We start from the raw sequence: 16,966 nt of genomic DNA, 5'->3' as shown, positions 1-16,966 counted from the left end.
ATCTGTCCTCTTTTCTATTATCGTTTATCAATTTTATTTGTAAGCCAATCCCCGATGAATTGGATTATAAATACAATAATTAAAATAAATACGGTTGACACTAAAATGACGTCGTTTTGGTTACGTGTAAAACCAGTTAAGTAAGCTAAATTACCTAAACCACCTGCACCAATAACGCCTGCAATAGCAGTTGAACCAACTAAAGCGATAGCAGTTACTGTAATACCTGAAACAAGTGCTGGCATTGCTTCTGGAAGCAATACTTTTCGAACGACTGTCCAAGTATTCGCACCCATAGACCATGCTGCTTCAATAACGCCTTTATCGATTTCTTTAAATGCGATTTCAACTAATCTTGCGTAGAACGGTGCAGCGCCAATGATTAATGCTGGAAGTGCTCCCGTCGGTCCACTAATTGTACCTAATAATACACTTGTGAACGGAATTAATAACAAAATTAAAATAATAAATGGAATTGCACGGAACAAGTTAACTATAAATGAAACTACCGTATAGAAAATTTTAGCTCCAGGTGCGTCACTTTTAGCTGATAAGAAAAGCAGCACACCTAAGATTAAGCCAAAGATAAAAGCAAAAATGGTTGACACTATAGTCATATAAAGTGTTTCATATATTGCTTGCCAAACTTCAGGCCATTGTACGTTAGGCATAGTAATCATTTCATGGAAGATATCACCATATGATTTATCCATGTTTAATCACCTCCACATTTACGTGTTGTTTATGTAACTCAGTTACAAATGTATTAAATCCATCTTCACTAATATGTGGAATGTGTACAATTAAAAATCCAATTGAACCTGTACGTGTATTTTTAATATTTGCTTCCAAAATATTTAATTCAATATTCTGCGTTCGCGTAATATCAGATACAACAGGTTGTGTTGTATTATTACCGTTGAAATTCAACCTTACAATATAAGCGTCTTTGTTCAATGGTTCTAGATGTTTAATTGAATCTTCAAAATCGTCGTCTAAATCGTCTTTCACGAATCGTTTTGTCACCTCATGTTGAGGATTTTCAAATACTTCATCAACATTACCTTGCTCAATAACACGTCCATTTTCCATCACTGCAACTGCATCACATATGCGTCTAATCACTTGCATTTCATGTGTAATAATCACAATCGTTAGATTTCTTTCTTCTTTTATTTTTAACAGTAAATCTAAAATTTCATCCGTTGTTTGTGGATCTAGCGCACTTGTAGCCTCGTCACATAATAAGACATTCGGATCATTCGCTAATGCACGAGCAATCCCAACTCTTTGTTTTTGACCACCCGATAATTCTGAAGGATAAGCTTTTTCACGGCCTTTTAAACCGACCAACTCTACAAGTTCTAAAGCTCTTTTTTTTGCTTCTGTACGAGCTACTCCAGCTATTTCTAGTGGGAACATAATATTACTAATGACAGTACGTGACCATAATAAATTAAAATGTTGGAAAATCATACTTACTTTTTGTCGTTTTTTTCTCAAATCTGATTTAGAAAGTTTGTTAATATTGTCTCCATCTATAATGATATCCCCTGAAGTCGGCTCTTCTAGATTATTAAACATTCGAATTAACGTACTTTTACCAGCACCAGAGAACCCAATCACTCCAAAAATTGAGCCTGATTCTATATTCAAATCAACGTGATCTACTGCTAGTACATCTTTGTTCTTTGTGTGATAGCGTTTAACAACTTGATTTAACTCAATCACGTTAAATGCCTCCCTTAAATTCCTTATGTAATTAAAAAATGCTTTCCCACCTAGAGAGATGAGAAAGCATTTAAAATTATCTTTCTCTCATCTTCTAAAGTCTTAAACTTTATGTGAATTGGCACCATTTCCATTATAGACGGTTGCCGGGCTTCGTAGGGCACATCCCTCCACCTCTCTCGATAAGAGTTTTCGCACTATTTAATTAATTTATATCCTATCACTGTACTAATAATTCGTCAATCATTTTTTTAACTTTTCTAACAAATATGGCACGGATTGAAATGCATAGATTCTATCTACCTCTTTATCCTTATCCATAATTAACAGTACAGGTACAGACATAATTTTATATTCTTCACTAAAATACTTATGGAAATTTAAATCAATTTTTTTAAGTGGTAATTGTTCGATATCATTTGCAATATCTAGCATGCGCTCTGAAATCTTACATGTTCCACACATAGGAGTATATCCAAATATTAAATGTTTATCTTTATCAAAGTGTTCTTTGATGTCTTCGATTTTAATAGAATTATTCATTCACGAGTACTAACCTTTCAGAACTTAAATTAGGTATAAGTTTTTTCTCTTTTTTTACGTTAAATCCATATTTACTCAATACATGAGCAAGATAATTTTTAGGACAACGCGCGACTTCACAATATGTTTTATCTACATAGATATGTTCACTTTCACTTAAATAACGTTTAAACCATTTTCTAATTTTTTCGCCTTCATCATCTGAATCGGCAAGAATATAGACCTGTTTTCCATATAATGTTTCTATCATATCGTCTAGTTTGTCGATACTCATTGTACCATGTGTACAAATAATATTTACAGGTTCAGCTATGACTTGTTGCACTTTCTTCTTATCAGATTTACCTTCAACAATGATAACTTTGTTTAAAATTGCCATGTTCATCCACCTTCTAAGTCGATATTAAACAATCATTTACTTTTTCACGTTATTGATGAATATAAACACAATTTACAGATAATTAATATAATATATAAAAAACTCCTAGATTCAATATCAAGGAGTTTTTTAAAATTATTCGCCAATCATTTCAGAATATTGTTCAGCTGATAGCAATTCATCTAATTGACTTTCATCATTTAATTCAACTTTTACCATCCACGCTTTTTCATAAGGTGATTCATTAACAAATTCTGGACTATCTTCTAATTCGTCATTTGTTTCAACAATTTTACCAGAGACAGGTGCATACAATTCAGATACTGTCTTTACTGATTCAACACTACCAAATGTATCCCCTTCATTAATTTCATCATCGACATCTGGTAATTCGACAAATACGATGTCTCCTAATTCGCCTTGCGCGTATTCAGTAATACCAATTGTTGCCGTATTTCCTTCAACTTTAACCCATTCATGTTCCTTAGAATATTTGAATTCGCTCGGTACTGCCACGAAAATCCCCTCCTAAAAATAATTACAATTTAATGATGCCATACCGTAAGTTTTCATTCAACTATTAATATTAAAAGTTGTGATTATACTTTCTATAACCATACATCTTTATATTGTTCTTCATTAAAACCTAATGTAACTTTTTCACATGAAACCGCTAGCGGACGTTTTACCAACATTCCATCTGAGGCTAAGAGTTCTAATTTTTCATCATTAGATAATTCTTTTAATTTATCTTTCAAACCAAGTTCTCTATATTTCACACCATGTGTATTAAAGAATTTATTTATTTCCACTTCTGATTTAACTACTAACTCTTTGAATTCTTGTTTTGTAGGTGTGTGTTGCACAATATCTATAGACTCATAACTCACTCCATGCTCATCTAAAAATCGAGCAGCTTTTTTACAAGTTGTGCATTTTGGATATTGATAAAATTTAATCATTCAGTATTATCCTCCTATTTAAACTTATTATAAATATATCAAATTATTTAAATAAACGCTCTACTTTTTAAGCTTTATTTTTTTCTAAATATTAGTAATTAGTTATAATATATAAAACAAGCTAAAAGGAGTGTAAAGTATGAAAAATATTACTACTACTGAAGAATTTAATTCAGTTATTCAAAGTGAACAACCTGTAATTGTAAAATTTGAAGCTGGTTGGTGTCCTGATTGTAAAGCAATGGATATGTGGATTGATCCAATCGTTGACAAGTATAACGACTATAAATGGTATTCTGTAAATCGTGATGAATTAGAAGATGTAGCATCAGACAATGAAGTCATGGGTATCCCAAGTTTACTTATATTTGAAAATGGTCAAAAACAAGCTCATTTGCATTCTGCTAATGCAAAATCACCTGAACAAGTTGAATCATTCTTAAAAGAAACATTTAATAAATAATTAAAGAACCACACTCGTTATTTTGAGTGTGGTTTCTTTAGTATTCTGAGATTAAATGTTTATTTTTACGTTTTGCTTTAGGTGGTACCTCTTCTAAATCAGTAAGATACAATAAACCTGCAATAGCTTCATCTTTAGCAATACCAAACGCTTTTCTTACTTTTGGTTCAAAGATGTACAATGGCGTTTTCCAACATGTACCAATACCTTTTTCATAAAGTAATAACATTAGATTCTGAGTGTATGCACCCATCGCAAAAAAGTTTTCGCGATTTTGTCGTTGTCGTGGGTCAGTTTTAAGTACTAAAACTAACATACCTCCTAAATTTGTCACCGCGTTATAATGATCTTCTTGTTTTTCTGGACTATTTGGAAAGGCAAAACGTGTAATATCTCTACTCATATCTCCTAATCTATCTTTAGAAACATGAATAACTCTCCACGGTTCTCTCATACCATGATTAGGAGCGTCAGTAGCTTGTTCTATGGCTTTAAATACATCTTCATCATTAATCACCATATCATGTTTAAATTTCTTTATACTTCTTCTTAAAGAAATTACTTCTTGTAATTCCACAATTATCGCTCCTCTATATTGATAACTATTATCAATTATACGCGGATATCGATGACATTTCAATGTATACTACATGCTTTCGTAAAATAATAATTGTTTTTTTAGTTCTTTAACATGAATCTGCCCTGGCGCTTGAGGTTCACCTAAGCAACCATATGACACTGTACCCCCAAAAACACCTTGAGCAGTTCGGCTCACTAATCCTAAATGAGACATAGATATTCCAATAACTTGTTGAGAAATCGCTTCAGATGTATAAGCTACTGCTTCTAATAGCATTGCTACGTCCTGTTTTTCCTTAGGCATTACTGCAATTTTTACATACTCAGGATTTAATTTTTGCATTTTATAATATGTGAATTTTAATTCTTCTAACGGTGGCGTTTCTAAAAAATTATGATAGGACACAATTATTTGTTTCTGATGACGATGTGCATTTTCTATAATACGCTTATGCGTCTCAACCTCAATATTTGACTCCCATTCTATATCCATCATTTGACATTCATCTATTGAGGAAATTGTTTCAATTAACTGTAAATATTCTTTATTAGTTAACTGACCTTTTCCACCTTGAGAAATTGTGCGATATGTCACCAATATTTTGAAATGATCCTTTATTTCATTTAGAAGTGAAAGGTTTTTCATTAAAAGTTCGTGATGATGACTCTCCCACTGATCTATACGCAACTCAATGATATCGATATATGCATGATTATCATTGATACTATTTAACGTTTCATTATCTATTATATCTTGAGGTGCTATGGTTGCAGCTACCTTTACTTCTGCCATATAATCCCTTCTTTTCTTGCCATTTACATTTTTATATTATTTTAAACTATTTATGTCACACTCGCCAATGTTTAAAATTCTTTTTAATTTTTACAGATCATGATTTAAAACTTTTTAGTTGGGTATATAATAATTGTATTCGAATTTAGGAGGTAATAATAATGGCAGTTCAATATGAAACTAAAGCAACAAACGTTGGTGGACGTAAAGGACACGTACACACAGACGATAATGCAATAAATGTAGATGTATTACCACCACAACAAGCAGATGGAAACGCAACTAACCCTGAACAATTATTCGCAGCTGGCTATGCTTCATGCTTCAATGGTGCATATGACCTTATTTTAAAACAAAACAAAGTTCGCGGAGCAGAACCTGAGGTAACTTTAACTGTACGCTTAGAAGATGATCCAAATGCTGAAAGTCCAAAATTAAGCGTATCTATTGATGCAAAAGTTAAAAATGTATTATCTCAAGAAGACGCTGAAAAATATCTACAAGATGCTCACGAATTCTGTCCATATTCAAAAGCAACTCGTGGCAACATCGATGTAGATTTAAATGTTCAAGTTGTTGACTAATTAGCATTACTCTTTAAAATCAAAATTTTATAATTTTAAAAAACCCTGAGACACCTCATTATGTCTCAGGATTTTTTTATGTGTTGATAGATAAAGACTGAATTAAAAAGAGCTGATATCAAGTTATTTCAATAGTAGTATGAAAGTTAACATAATGACTTTCAATAAGAACATTTACGTCCTTGGGGATGTATTGCTAGAATTGAACGACAAATTCAAATTGAATTCCGTCCCACTCCATTTCATTTCCTATCTAACAATTAAGTTTAAAGATATCGATGTATGATAGATAATATTCTAACGTCTATGTATTCTCACACTTTTTGTATAATTTTTAAAAATAGGCTATTCTATGGATATAGTTATTAATTAAACTTTATAAAATTTTTATAATTCAATTAATTTGTATAAATAGATTTTTAAATGCTAATAATAATTTGAGGTGAGTATAATGTCAGAAGTTAGAATTCTTACTAACAACGATTTAAATCAATATATTACTTTAATATCAAATGATTCACATACTTATTCATGGGATAAACTTTATTTTCAACATGTGTCTCCAAATTACTTAAAACACATTCTATCTAAAGAAGAAGAGTATTGTAATATTTTTGGCAATTTTAAAAATGAAAAACTTGTGGCTGGTGTTACATTGCGACAACTCAAACAAGTGGGCACACAACATAAAGCAATGTTAGAAAATCTCTTTTTAAAAGACAAAAAAGACGAGATTACTTTGCAAAATTTAATCTGTGAAGTGATTAATTATGCAAAGTCTCGTCATATTGAAAAACTAATGACTTGTATTACCTCAAATCATATTGGTGCAAAGATTTTTTTCACTGCACTTGGTTTTGAAACTTTAGGAATTGAAAAAAACTCATTTAAAGTAGATGATACTTATTTTGATGTTCATTGGCTACTCTATGATATTAAATAGTCAGGATAATGATTTTACTTATTGGCATCATCGATTGTAGGATCCACCATATCGAGAAATTCAAACTTTCCATGTGTATAAATAAATTTTAAAATACAACAATTTCCAATGATATATTGATTTGCCATATCATCACCTATCCATTTTCTTAAAAAAACCTGAATGGCTGTACCATGGCTTACCGCTAAGAATGTTTTTCCATTAGAGGACTCTAATAAATTACTTAATGTCGTAACGATACGATGTTCAACTTCATGTTTCGTTTCTCCTCCGAAAGAGCGTAGTCTAGTTCCAAAAATGTCGTGTTTATCCCAAACTGCATCCAATAATTGAACACTATCCCCTTCAAATAGTCCAAAACTCCATTCTTTTAATCCTTTATTACGTTGATATGCTTGTTCAGGTAAAACATTTTCTAACGTATCACATGCCCGTTCCGAACTAGATGAATATGCTTCGTCAAAAGTAATATGATTATGTTTAAAGTAATGACCTGCTTGCTTCGCTTGAGATATTCCTAATTCAGTAAGTGGAGAATCACTTGCACCTTGTACTTTCCCTCTTAAATTAAACATAGTTTGTCCATGTCTCATTAAATAGAGTATTTTACTCATTACATTCACCTCAATATATTTTTTAAATAATATAGGCAACTTTCTTTTACACCACTTTATAATCCATACATAGTATATCTTAATTTTTTTATACTTAAAAATAAATAAAGGTAAAAAATTAATTAATACACGTTTGGTTCTCATTGTGATGGGTATAATGAATTATAAGTTTTACAAATAAAGGAGCGTTCATTGTGAATGATCATCATCAATACAATTATGTCAATCCTAATAAGCTCTCATTAGATTGGGAATGTTTTGTAATAAGTAAATCAGAAATGTTACTTGATGGAGTTCCTAGTGAACTTATTCATTCGTGGTTAGATAGAGAAATTATAGAACCTTTTTCAATTAGAGATAATGAATTAAACTTTAAAACTAAAGATATATGGAATGCGTTAAAGCAACAAAATTGGTACTATCCTAATTCAAATTAATTTATAGAGACTCATTGCTCGATTAGCGCTTTCAATTAGTTGGTGATCAACGTAATTTGACATCACATATGCTCTAATTTCTTTATTATTGCGTTCGTTTTTGGGAAATTTATGATCATTTACAATGTAGTTTGCTAAACTTCCTAGTGGTGTATCATCATTAATAAATCCAATAACAAAATCATAAAATGTCATTTTTTTCCTCCTCACATTACAACATTTCAGTATCTCCTATCATCTTATTGTTTCTAAATGAATGATGTTTATTTATATATAATCACATCAGTAAGTTATATTTTTTATAAGAGTTGTAATGTTTTAATTGATTTTATTAAAATAATTAAAACACTTTATTTCTAATTATTCACTAAAAACATTCTATGCGAATATTAATTTTCTGTAAATGTGACGATTTTTCGAATTTTTATACTCTTTTATTTACTTTTTTGATTTCCCCTTTTAATTGATACGTTTATTAGTTAATCATACATATTTATGACTGCCGATGAGTACATTTTAGTTTAATCGCCGGTTTTTTTATGTAAATTTACGAAGTCATTCTTTTAATAAGGATTAAAGTTTTACCTTTCTTTTAAAGAAGTGATATGATGATAAAAAAGACATCATTGTTATAGAGGTGACACTACCTATGAATATTAATAAATTATTTTGGATTAATATTATGATTACCCTTTTATTTCTAGGTTTTAACATTATTGTCACCTATTTTCCTAAGTTAGATGATTATTTCTGGCTCATACCTGGTTTAATCATATGTGGCCTCACTATTTCATTCAGTTTAATTGCCGCTATCTTGGATAAAAACCTTATAAGCGAAATAATTTTTTTAACTAATCTAATCATTTTTTTATATTATATATATCCACTGATATATAACTTTTTTTAATTAAAATGTGGGAGGTTTACAAATGAGTACACATTTAACGATTTTACTTTGGCTGGGTATTATATTTGTTGTTGCTGCTTCAATTATATTAGGGTTATTGCTAAAATCTAAAAAAGAAGAACGTAAAGAATCATATTTAGGCTTTACAGTCATCTTCTATATTTTTGGTTTTGCTTTACTGATATATATACTATTATTTGGTATTTTATAAATAGGGTTTAAAAGAACAAAATACGATTTTATTTTGTTCTTTTTTATATGTTTCTCTATAAAACGATTAAGGAGATATAAATTGAAGATTATTCAATTGAAACGTATTATATTTGTGATTTTCATTTTATTACTATTTTTCGCGTTCTCTTCTCATACTTATGCATCTATAAGTTCCACTTCTTCATCTTCAGAAAAAGGAAATGATTTCAAATTACAACCTGGTGATATTATTCTTACAAAAGGTCCGGTATTATTTGGTTTCTTTGGACATTCAAGTATTGCTTTAGATCATGATACAGTTTTACAAATTGAAGGACCCGGCGATAAGCCTATTATTGAATCTTTCGAATCATTTAAACAGCGATTTGGCGTTAAAAAAAATGATTGGATTAAAATATATCGTTGTGAGTATCCTAATGCAGGTCAAAAAGCAGCTAATTGGGCAAAAGCTCATTATAAAAATAGTGATAAAACTTATTTAGTTACACTTAATTTAAAAAGTGAACGCTTTACTTATTGTACTAAAATTATCTATCAAGCATACAAATATGGTGTAAGTAAAGATACGATAAATGATCATGGTTTACTAATTATCTCTCCATATGCTTTAGTTGATAATTTTAATAATGACTATCGTCTTAAGCTAGTAAAAAAATACTAATAGTTAAAGAATATGGCGTTACACTATACTTTTCTATACTAAGAAATAATATATAAAGGAACAACTTATTTTTATGAAAAACAAAAAATTACATTATCGATTCTTTTATTATATGTTTTTAACTCTTATTATTATATTATTTATTCTTCTCTTTCTTTACTTTTATAAACATTTTGAGTTAAAACAACATCAATCCTTAGATTACTATGCTAACTTTAATGATTTAAAACAACATACAACAAAAAATAAAGATTGGAAAATAATCACAAAACACCGTAAGCACAGCGATACCTTAATTACAGCTATTCATGGTGGAAGTATTGAACCTGGAACCACTGAACTCGCTCGTCGTATTTCAAATATTGGTCAATATAATTTTTATTCATTTGAAGGTCTACGTTCAGATAATAATGCTCAACTACATATTACTTCTACTGTTTTTGATGAACCTCAATTATTAGATATGCTCAACCATTCGTCAAAAACAATATCTATTCACGGATATGCAGGCGATGAACCCATTGTTTACGTAGGTGGTAAAGATAAAAAATTAGTTCAAACATTACGTCATTCATTAACTCATCATGGATTTACAGTACAAAAAACGCCTAAAGGAATTGAGGCCCTTTCCTATAATAATATTATTAATAGAGATAAAAAAGATACAGGAGTGCAACTGGAATTGACGACCCGCCAGCGAGCTTTGTTTTTTAAACATAATAAATTGGATAAAAATAATAGACGATATTCAAAAAATTATACGAGAACATTTTATAAATTTGCCGAAGCAGTAGATCAAGGTATTAAAAAAGCGCAATAAATGTAATATCGTTTTTTTAGTTTTTTAATTAAATTAATTTGGGTATATATAAGTAATGAGTTTAGGAGGCGTTTCTATGGACGAGTTAACTAAAGAACAAAAATATACAGTAGCAAAATTTTATAAGCTATATATGGAACGTTCAAATAGTGGACAAACAGAGGAAGAAGCAAATAATTTTAAAGATAGTATTACAGCTCAAGATGATTATTTTTGCGATAGAAAATATAGTGATTTCTTAGAAAATTGCAAAGTTCTTATTGATCATGGCTATCTAGATGGAAATATTATGTCTGATAGAATTGATAATATTAAAGTTACAAATAAAGCTTTTACTGAAATTGAACAAAGCTTTAATTAAGAATATCTAATTTTTTCAAGTTATTTCTATTCAAGAACATTTGCTTAAAAGTCTTAAATAAATATATTTATTTAATTATGAATATAACTTTTAAAGCCTGCACATATGTATTGAGTATGTTTCAGGCTTTTTATTTTTAATAGAGGTGAGTTTACATGAATCATTGGAAAATTAATAATATGACGAATAGAAATCTACTTATACAACAAAACGAAAATGATGTATCTATAGTTGAACCTTTAAATAACAGTTCATTTAAAATTCTATCAGAGTTTAAACTGAATACACCCTCTCTTCCTATTAATACATATGATGAACATTTATATGTTTCAATCAATTTTAAAAATGAAGAAATTAATATTTACAATAAATCGAATGAATAACACTATTATATTAATAATTTTATCAACTAAATTGTTTTAAAAAAATAATAAAATGTTAAATAAATATTAATATTTATTATGTAATATTTATAGTGAAATTTGATTGACATATTGTAATGATGGAGGTCAGTTATGGATAAAATTATATTCTATCTAGGCATTACTTTATTTTTAATCGCTTGTATAGTCATTATTTTTGGTATTATTGCTATTTTTAAAAATAAAAATTACTTAAAAATGCTTGCTATGGCTATTATTATTATCTTATTAAGTATGCTTGCACTGGGTATTCATAAAGTCATTGAGAGTAATAATCCCTCTAAAAGTGACATCACTCCTATAAAAAAAGAAAAGCCTAAAGATAATAAAACAAATAAAGAAAATAACAATAAAAAAGAAAATAATTCTAAGAAAAATAATAAGGATACATCACATGAGTCTATTCAGGATACTCCTTCCACTCAAGAAAACACACCCGCCACAGAAGAAAATTCAATTCAGTCATCAGAATCACCAACTACACAACAATCAATACAACAAGAAAACCCAACTACTGAACAAAATAATGCGACTACAAATAATCAAAATTCTACACAACGACAGCAAGAACCTTCAACACAACAACAAGACACATCTCAATATCAGACGAATTCAGCAAATAATGATTCAAAACAAACACATTCTACTCACAACCAGAATAGTCAAAATAGTACTCAATATAATCATACAAATGAATCTAATACAACAAAAGACAACACTAATAATGTAAATCAAAATAGCACATTAAATACAACTCAAAATACACAAAGTAATAATACGAATAATAATATAAACCAAATAAACAATTAATAATAAAAAAGGTAGAGTTTTGATGCTCTATCTTTTATTTTCGACATCTTTTTAAAACTTATAAATATTTATTGAATATTACATTTAATATGCCATACTAAAATATGATACGACTTAAAACAAAGGGATGAGACAATGAAAAAATTAGCCTTACTAACACTTTCAAGCTTTCTAATATTAGGTGCATGTAGTCATAGTAATGATACAGTCAAAGATGTAAATGAAAGTGCACATAAAAAGAATAATCCAAAAGCACACAAATCTAAAGGCAATTCTGAACGCGTAGATAGTAAAAAAATAAATAAAAACTAAAAATAAGGAGTAGAAGCGCTCTTACTATCCATCGCTTCTACTCCTATTTAATTATCATTCTTCGTATTGTTTAAAGTAATCTTCGTCTAAATGGTTAAGATGAATATTTTCAATTTGTAGTGTAACATGTTCTAAATTATATTTTTCTTTCAACAATTCAGAAACTTTATTAACCGTTGAATACGGCCATTTAGTATATTCATCACTTAAAACAACATGAGCACTCAATGAACTATGGTTTGTAGTGATGCTCCATAAATGAAACTCATGCACATCTATAACGCCTTCAACGCTTTTCATTGCATTAATAATTTCATCTGAATCATATCCATCTGGAATACGCTCCATTAATACTTTCCAAGCATTTTTAATTATTTTATAACCACCATTTAAAATGATAAGAGAAATGATGATACTAATGATTGGATCAATAATTGCCCATCCAGTAAAATGAATAAGTACTACTGCTACGATAACGCCAATTGAATTTAATAAATCTCCGAAAAAATGCCATAATGCACTTTGAATATTGACATTATCTTCTTTTCTTAAAGATCTAAATAAAATAAGTGTTAAAATGATATTTATAATAAGACCTAATACAGCTACAAATATCATAATACCACTTGCTACCGGTTCAGGATGTATGATTCTCAAAATGCCTTCGTACATAATACCTAACGAAATAACAATTAATGCTAAACCATTTAAGAAAGCTACAATAATTTCTAATCTTAAAAATCCATACGTATAATGTTTCGTTGGAGGCTTACTTGCAAAATAAATAGCAAGCATAGACAATCCTAGTGCCAAAACATCACTTAACATATGGAATGAATCTGATAATAAAGCAAGTGAATTAGCATATAATCCACCTACAAACTCTACAATTGTAAAAATCAGCGTAATAATCAAAGAAGACCAAAGCGTTGCTTTTGAACTACTTTGAAATTTCCTATGTTCTACATGATGAAAATATTTTGATTGATTGTTCATTACTTCTCTCCAAACAATTAAATTATAAACTATTTTCTTTAAAACTACCCTAATATATATTAAAAAAACCTGCAACCAATAAGGTTACAAGCTATAAGATGGAGGCGGCGGGATTCGAACCCGCGTCCAGAGGTCCTGATACAAATCTTTCTACGTGTGTAGTCTATTGATTCATTTCGCATATTGGTAAGCAACAGACAACCAACAATATGCTAGTTTGATTAAATTTCATCTAAACAGACTTCAAACGGCAGTGTTTAGCATATCCTATTAGGGTTGAATCGCGTTAACAGCACATAGGAAATGCTGTTAGGCGATGCAGAGTGCTATTACGCAGCTACTGCTAAATTATTGTTTGATTTGTCAGTTATATTTAACCGAATGTGTTGATGACGGAGACAACCCTCCGACACGCTTAATAAGCTCGGGGGACCCCTGTCGAATCCAAAAACGCCCCCGCAATATCATAAAATATAAGATACAGTTTAATTTAAACAACTTTACTTATCATAACAAATAGAGCCCGATTAAGCAACAATTATGCTTAATAACGGGCTTTCATTGCACGATCAACGTCTCGTTTCATTGCTTTATCTTTCAATGCTTGACGTTTATCATGCAGTTTTTTACCACGAGCTATGCCTAATAAAACTTTACATTGTCCATGTTTTAAATACAATTTTAAAGGAATAATCGAATATCCAATTTCTCTTGTACGTTCGCCTAGTTTGATAATCTCTTTTTTATGCAATAACAACTTTCTTGACCGTAATGGATCATGATTAAAACGATTTCCTTCTTCGTATGGAGCAATATGCATATTATTAATGTACATTTCTCCACGCTTCACTTGTGCATAACTATCTTTTAAGTTCGCACTACCACGTCGAATCGATTTAATTTCTGTACCTTGAAGCACAATGCCTGCTTCAATGGTATCTTCAATATTATAATCATGTCTTGCTTTACGGTTTTCAGCCAACGTACCTGGTGATTTTGTTTTTTTCTTGGCCATTAATGTATGTCACCTCTTTGCTGATTATTTTTTCTTACGACGCGCTTTTTTCTTAATATGTTTATCTTTATAAAAAGGTTTATGCTTAGTTGAGCTTTGTTTATCACGTTGACGTTGATTTTTACCCTTACGTTGTTTACGCTTTTTCTTTTTGTTTTTTTGATGATTATCTTTAGATTTATCTAAAGATTTACCACGTGTTTTAGCTTGAATCGTTTTTCCACGAGCAGGACGCTGTGATTTATCCTTTTTAGGTAATGGCATGCCAACAATTTGGAAATCTATCATGCGTTCATCTACGTCTACATGAGTAACTTTAACTGTTACCTTATCACCAATTCTAAACACTTTAGCATGTCGTTCACCTATCAATGCCATTTGTCGTTCATCAAATTGATAATAATCATCTGTCATATTAGAAATATGAACCATACCTTCTATCGTATTTGGTAATTCAATGAACATACCAAAATTGGCAACAGAGCTTACAATACCTTCAAATTCATCGCCAATATGTTGAATCATATACTCTGCTTTCTTCAACTCATCTGTATCTCTTTCTGCTTCAATTGCACGACGTTCACGTTGAGATGTATGTTCTGCTAATTCTGGTAATGTTTCTTCCCATTGATGCATCTCTTTATGATTCATAGAGTGATCGACAAGATACTTACGAATTAAGCGATGGACAGTTAAATCTGGATAACGACGAATCGGAGAAGTAAAATGTGTATAATATTCTGCTGACAAGCCAAAATGACCTAAATTCGTATCATCATAATGTGCTTGTTGCATTGAACGTAACATCATTGTTGAAATAACCATTTGCTCAGAACGACCTTCAACTTCTTCTTGGATAGATTGTAATGTTGAAGGATGAATATCTTCGCCTGTGCCTTTAACCATAATACCAAAATTAGTAATAAAGTCGAAGAACTGGCGTAATCGATCTGATTTTGGTTGTTCATGAACACGATAAATAAATGGCACTTCTAATTTGTTAAAATGTTCAGCAACTGTTTCATTGGCTGCTAACATAAATGATTCAATTAAACGCTCTCCTTCACCACGTTCTCGCAATATTACATCTGTAGGTAGGCCTTCTTGATTGACCAATACTTTAGCTTCATTAATATCAAAATCAATTTCACCACGACGTTTACGCATACGGACAAGTCGATTAGATAAATCTTGTGCCAAATCTAACATTGGAACAATTTCACTGTATTGTTGACGCACTTCTGTATTTTTTTCGGTAATAATTTGATTCACTGCATCATATGTCATACGATAGTTTGAATGAATAACACTATCAAATATGTCATGATTCACCACTTCGCCACGCTCATTTATTTCCATACGACAACTTAACGTTAAACGATCTACTTCAGGATTTAATGAACAGATACCATTACTTAAACGGTGTGGAATCATTGGAATAACACGGTCTACTAAATATACACTCGTTGCTCTATCATAAGCTTCTTTATCTAGCGCAGAGCCTTCTTTTACGTAATAACTTACGTCTGCAATACTTACTGTCAATTCCGTATGTCCATTATCTAGACGTTTAACGCTAATTGCATCGTCTAAATCTTTAGCATCTGCACCATCTATTGTAATTGTAAGATCGTTTCTTAAATCTCTTCGTCCTTTAATTTCTTCGGGTTTTATTTCTTCAGGGACTGATTCCGCTTCTTTTAATACCTCATCAGGAAATTCAATCTCAATTCCATGCTGATATATAATTGAAAGAATATCTACTCCTGGATCATTTTTATGACCTAGAATAGCAGAAACATGTCCTTCTGGATTATCTGTGCCATCAGCATATTTTGTGATTTGGACAAGTACTTTATGACCATCTACGGCTCCAAGACTCTGTCCTTTAGGTATAAATATATCTTGCATAATACGTTTATCATCAGGAATGACAAAACCAAAATGTTTTGCTTCACTATACGTACCTACCACTTGTGTGACAGAATGTTTTTCTATAGATTTTACTTCACCTTCAACTTTTCCACGATGCTCTCCTCTGGATTTTTGTAATTCAACTATTACTGTATCTCCATCTAAAGCACGGTTAATCTTTGTTGGTGGAATAAAAATATCTTCAAATTCTTCGTTTTCTGGGCGTAAAAAAGCAAAGCCTTTTTTATTTTGACTTAAAGTACCTCTTATTAATTTTGAACTTAAATTCTTATTTGATGCTTTACGTTGATAGCGATCTGTCTTTGTTCGCTCTACCAATCCTACTTGTTCAAGTTCAACGAGCACCTTTATTAATTCTCTAAATGAGTCGGCACTACTAAGACCTAAAGCATCTTGAAAGTCTGATACAGACATCGGTTCATAATCAGGTTGTTTTACAATTTCTTCAATGGATTGCTTTAAATTCATCATGCCCCTCCTTTCTTT

General features: G+C 30.5%; 25 protein-coding genes, 1 other RNA gene and 1 riboswitch. Of the genes, 12 read left to right on the top strand and 14 right to left on the bottom strand.

Translation table 11 applies throughout. From position 1 onward, the window contains the following. Window positions 1-17 precede the first annotated feature (17 nt). The 6 genes from HMPREF2881_RS08185 to HMPREF2881_RS08160 form a co-directional block, all read right to left on the bottom strand. On the bottom strand, window positions 18-713 hold the full coding sequence (locus HMPREF2881_RS08185; protein ID WP_002448101.1) for a methionine ABC transporter permease: 696 nt from the start codon (window positions 711-713) through the stop codon (window positions 18-20). Further along, window positions 706-1,731: a methionine ABC transporter ATP-binding protein gene (locus tag HMPREF2881_RS08180; protein WP_002448213.1), complete on the bottom strand. Its 1,026-nt coding sequence runs from the start codon at window positions 1,729-1,731 to the stop codon at window positions 706-708. Before HMPREF2881_RS08180 ends, HMPREF2881_RS08185 begins: the two co-directional genes overlap by 8 nt. Before the next feature lie 84 nt (window positions 1,732-1,815). Further along, window positions 1,816-1,920: riboswitch (SAM riboswitch) on the bottom strand. Between the two features lie 54 nt (window positions 1,921-1,974). Further along, window positions 1,975-2,274: a thioredoxin family protein gene (locus HMPREF2881_RS08175; protein WP_002448091.1), complete on the bottom strand. Its 300-nt coding sequence runs from the start codon at window positions 2,272-2,274 to the stop codon at window positions 1,975-1,977. Then, window positions 2,267-2,653, bottom strand: coding sequence for a toprim domain-containing protein (locus HMPREF2881_RS08170; protein WP_002448075.1), 387 nt, complete (start codon window positions 2,651-2,653; stop codon window positions 2,267-2,269). The genes HMPREF2881_RS08175 and HMPREF2881_RS08170 overlap by 8 nt, the downstream gene beginning before the upstream one ends. A gap of 135 nt (window positions 2,654-2,788) precedes the next feature. Continuing rightward, window positions 2,789-3,169: a glycine cleavage system protein GcvH gene (gene gcvH / locus HMPREF2881_RS08165; protein WP_002448172.1), complete on the bottom strand. Its 381-nt coding sequence runs from the start codon at window positions 3,167-3,169 to the stop codon at window positions 2,789-2,791. Window positions 3,170-3,261: 92 nt separating this feature from the next. Then, window positions 3,262-3,615, bottom strand: a complete 354-nt coding sequence (locus tag HMPREF2881_RS08160; protein ID WP_002448030.1) for an arsenate reductase family protein — start codon at window positions 3,613-3,615, stop codon at window positions 3,262-3,264. Between the two features lie 139 nt (window positions 3,616-3,754). On the opposite strand from HMPREF2881_RS08160, the gene HMPREF2881_RS08155 reads away from it, so the two are divergent. Continuing rightward, a complete protein-coding gene (locus HMPREF2881_RS08155) occupies window positions 3,755-4,078 on the top strand; it encodes a thioredoxin family protein (protein ID WP_002448188.1) in 324 nt (107 codons plus the stop codon). A 37-nt stretch (window positions 4,079-4,115) separates the two neighbouring features. On the opposite strand, the gene HMPREF2881_RS08150 is transcribed toward HMPREF2881_RS08155, so the two are convergent. Together HMPREF2881_RS08150 and aroD are read right to left on the bottom strand one after the other, a co-directional pair. After that, complete coding sequence (locus HMPREF2881_RS08150) at window positions 4,116-4,655, bottom strand: nitroreductase family protein (RefSeq protein ID WP_002448165.1); 540 nt, start codon at window positions 4,653-4,655, stop codon at window positions 4,116-4,118. A 69-nt stretch (window positions 4,656-4,724) separates the two neighbouring features. Next, complete coding sequence (aroD, locus tag HMPREF2881_RS08145; RefSeq protein ID WP_002448081.1) at window positions 4,725-5,450, bottom strand: type I 3-dehydroquinate dehydratase; 726 nt, start codon at window positions 5,448-5,450, stop codon at window positions 4,725-4,727. 161 nt (window positions 5,451-5,611) lie between these two features. Between aroD and HMPREF2881_RS08140 the strand changes: the two genes are divergently transcribed. Next, window positions 5,612-6,034 carry an organic hydroperoxide resistance protein gene (locus HMPREF2881_RS08140; RefSeq protein WP_002448074.1) on the top strand — a complete coding sequence of 141 codons (423 nt, stop codon included), beginning with the start codon at window positions 5,612-5,614 and terminating at the stop codon, window positions 6,032-6,034. A gap of 451 nt (window positions 6,035-6,485) precedes the next feature. Continuing rightward, the gene (locus HMPREF2881_RS08135; RefSeq protein WP_002448223.1) at window positions 6,486-6,977 is read left to right on the top strand and encodes a GNAT family N-acetyltransferase; all 492 of its coding nucleotides are present in this window, start codon (window positions 6,486-6,488) and stop codon (window positions 6,975-6,977) included. 14 nt (window positions 6,978-6,991) lie between these two features. On the opposite strand, the gene HMPREF2881_RS08130 is transcribed toward HMPREF2881_RS08135, so the two are convergent. Continuing rightward, window positions 6,992-7,591 carry a histidine phosphatase family protein gene (locus HMPREF2881_RS08130; protein WP_002448069.1) on the bottom strand — a complete coding sequence of 200 codons (600 nt, stop codon included), beginning with the start codon at window positions 7,589-7,591 and terminating at the stop codon, window positions 6,992-6,994. Between the two features lie 194 nt (window positions 7,592-7,785). Between HMPREF2881_RS08130 and HMPREF2881_RS08125 the strand changes: the two genes are divergently transcribed. Then, entirely contained in the window at window positions 7,786-8,028 is a 243-nt protein-coding gene (locus tag HMPREF2881_RS08125; RefSeq protein WP_002448133.1) for a hypothetical protein, read from the top strand. Here HMPREF2881_RS08125 and HMPREF2881_RS08120 read toward each other — a convergent pair. After that, entirely contained in the window at window positions 8,020-8,223 is a 204-nt protein-coding gene (locus HMPREF2881_RS08120) for a sterile alpha motif-like domain-containing protein (protein WP_002448195.1), read from the bottom strand. The genes HMPREF2881_RS08125 and HMPREF2881_RS08120 overlap by 9 nt on opposite strands. 454 nt (window positions 8,224-8,677) lie before the next feature. On the opposite strand from HMPREF2881_RS08120, the gene tsaA reads away from it, so the two are divergent. From tsaA to HMPREF2881_RS11850, 8 genes are all read left to right on the top strand, one after another. After that, the gene (tsaA, locus tag HMPREF2881_RS12075; protein ID WP_002455569.1) at window positions 8,678-8,935 is read left to right on the top strand and encodes a type II toxin-antitoxin system antitoxin TsaA; all 258 of its coding nucleotides are present in this window, start codon (window positions 8,678-8,680) and stop codon (window positions 8,933-8,935) included. Window positions 8,936-8,957: 22 nt separating this feature from the next. After that, window positions 8,958-9,146 carry a type II toxin-antitoxin system toxin TsaT gene (tsaT, locus tag HMPREF2881_RS08115; protein WP_002448257.1) on the top strand — a complete coding sequence of 63 codons (189 nt, stop codon included), beginning with the start codon at window positions 8,958-8,960 and terminating at the stop codon, window positions 9,144-9,146. A gap of 96 nt (window positions 9,147-9,242) precedes the next feature. Further along, the gene (gene lnsA, locus HMPREF2881_RS08110) at window positions 9,243-9,809 is read left to right on the top strand and encodes a lipoprotein N-acylation protein LnsA (RefSeq protein ID WP_369962964.1); all 567 of its coding nucleotides are present in this window, start codon (window positions 9,243-9,245) and stop codon (window positions 9,807-9,809) included. A 73-nt stretch (window positions 9,810-9,882) separates the two neighbouring features. Beyond that, entirely contained in the window at window positions 9,883-10,629 is a 747-nt protein-coding gene (locus HMPREF2881_RS08105) for a poly-gamma-glutamate hydrolase family protein (RefSeq protein WP_002448118.1), read from the top strand. A gap of 76 nt (window positions 10,630-10,705) precedes the next feature. Further along, a complete protein-coding gene (locus HMPREF2881_RS08100; RefSeq protein WP_002448116.1) occupies window positions 10,706-10,990 on the top strand; it encodes a hypothetical protein in 285 nt (94 codons plus the stop codon). A gap of 155 nt (window positions 10,991-11,145) precedes the next feature. Beyond that, window positions 11,146-11,373 (top strand): hypothetical protein, encoded by a 228-nt coding sequence (locus HMPREF2881_RS08095; RefSeq protein WP_002455571.1) that lies wholly within the window; start codon window positions 11,146-11,148, stop codon window positions 11,371-11,373. Window positions 11,374-11,505: 132 nt separating this feature from the next. Then, window positions 11,506-12,222, top strand: a complete 717-nt coding sequence (locus HMPREF2881_RS08090) for a hypothetical protein (RefSeq protein ID WP_002448164.1) — start codon at window positions 11,506-11,508, stop codon at window positions 12,220-12,222. A 135-nt stretch (window positions 12,223-12,357) separates the two neighbouring features. Next, window positions 12,358-12,534, top strand: a complete 177-nt coding sequence (locus HMPREF2881_RS11850; protein ID WP_002448052.1) for a hypothetical protein — start codon at window positions 12,358-12,360, stop codon at window positions 12,532-12,534. Between the two features lie 54 nt (window positions 12,535-12,588). Here the strand turns inward: HMPREF2881_RS11850 and HMPREF2881_RS08085 are convergent, their stop codons facing one another. From HMPREF2881_RS08085 to rnr, 4 genes are all read right to left on the bottom strand, one after another. Further along, on the bottom strand, window positions 12,589-13,530 hold the full coding sequence (locus HMPREF2881_RS08085) for a cation diffusion facilitator family transporter (RefSeq protein WP_002448097.1): 942 nt from the start codon (window positions 13,528-13,530) through the stop codon (window positions 12,589-12,591). A gap of 96 nt (window positions 13,531-13,626) precedes the next feature. Then, window positions 13,627-13,988, bottom strand: a transfer-messenger RNA (tmRNA) gene (ssrA, locus tag HMPREF2881_RS08080). 86 nt (window positions 13,989-14,074) lie between these two features. Then, complete coding sequence (gene smpB / locus HMPREF2881_RS08075; RefSeq protein ID WP_002448235.1) at window positions 14,075-14,545, bottom strand: SsrA-binding protein SmpB; 471 nt, start codon at window positions 14,543-14,545, stop codon at window positions 14,075-14,077. Window positions 14,546-14,569: 24 nt separating this feature from the next. Further along, complete coding sequence (gene rnr / locus HMPREF2881_RS08070) at window positions 14,570-16,948, bottom strand: ribonuclease R (RefSeq protein ID WP_002488337.1); 2,379 nt, start codon at window positions 16,946-16,948, stop codon at window positions 14,570-14,572. Window positions 16,949-16,966 lie beyond the last annotated feature (18 nt).

The sequence above is a fragment of the Staphylococcus sp. HMSC057A08 genome (genome assembly GCF_001812925.1).
In the GTDB taxonomy this organism is placed as follows: domain Bacteria; phylum Bacillota; class Bacilli; order Staphylococcales; family Staphylococcaceae; genus Staphylococcus; species Staphylococcus hominis.
Note: the sequence above shows the minus strand (reverse complement) of the source record. Positions and strands in the feature narration are given on the sequence as shown.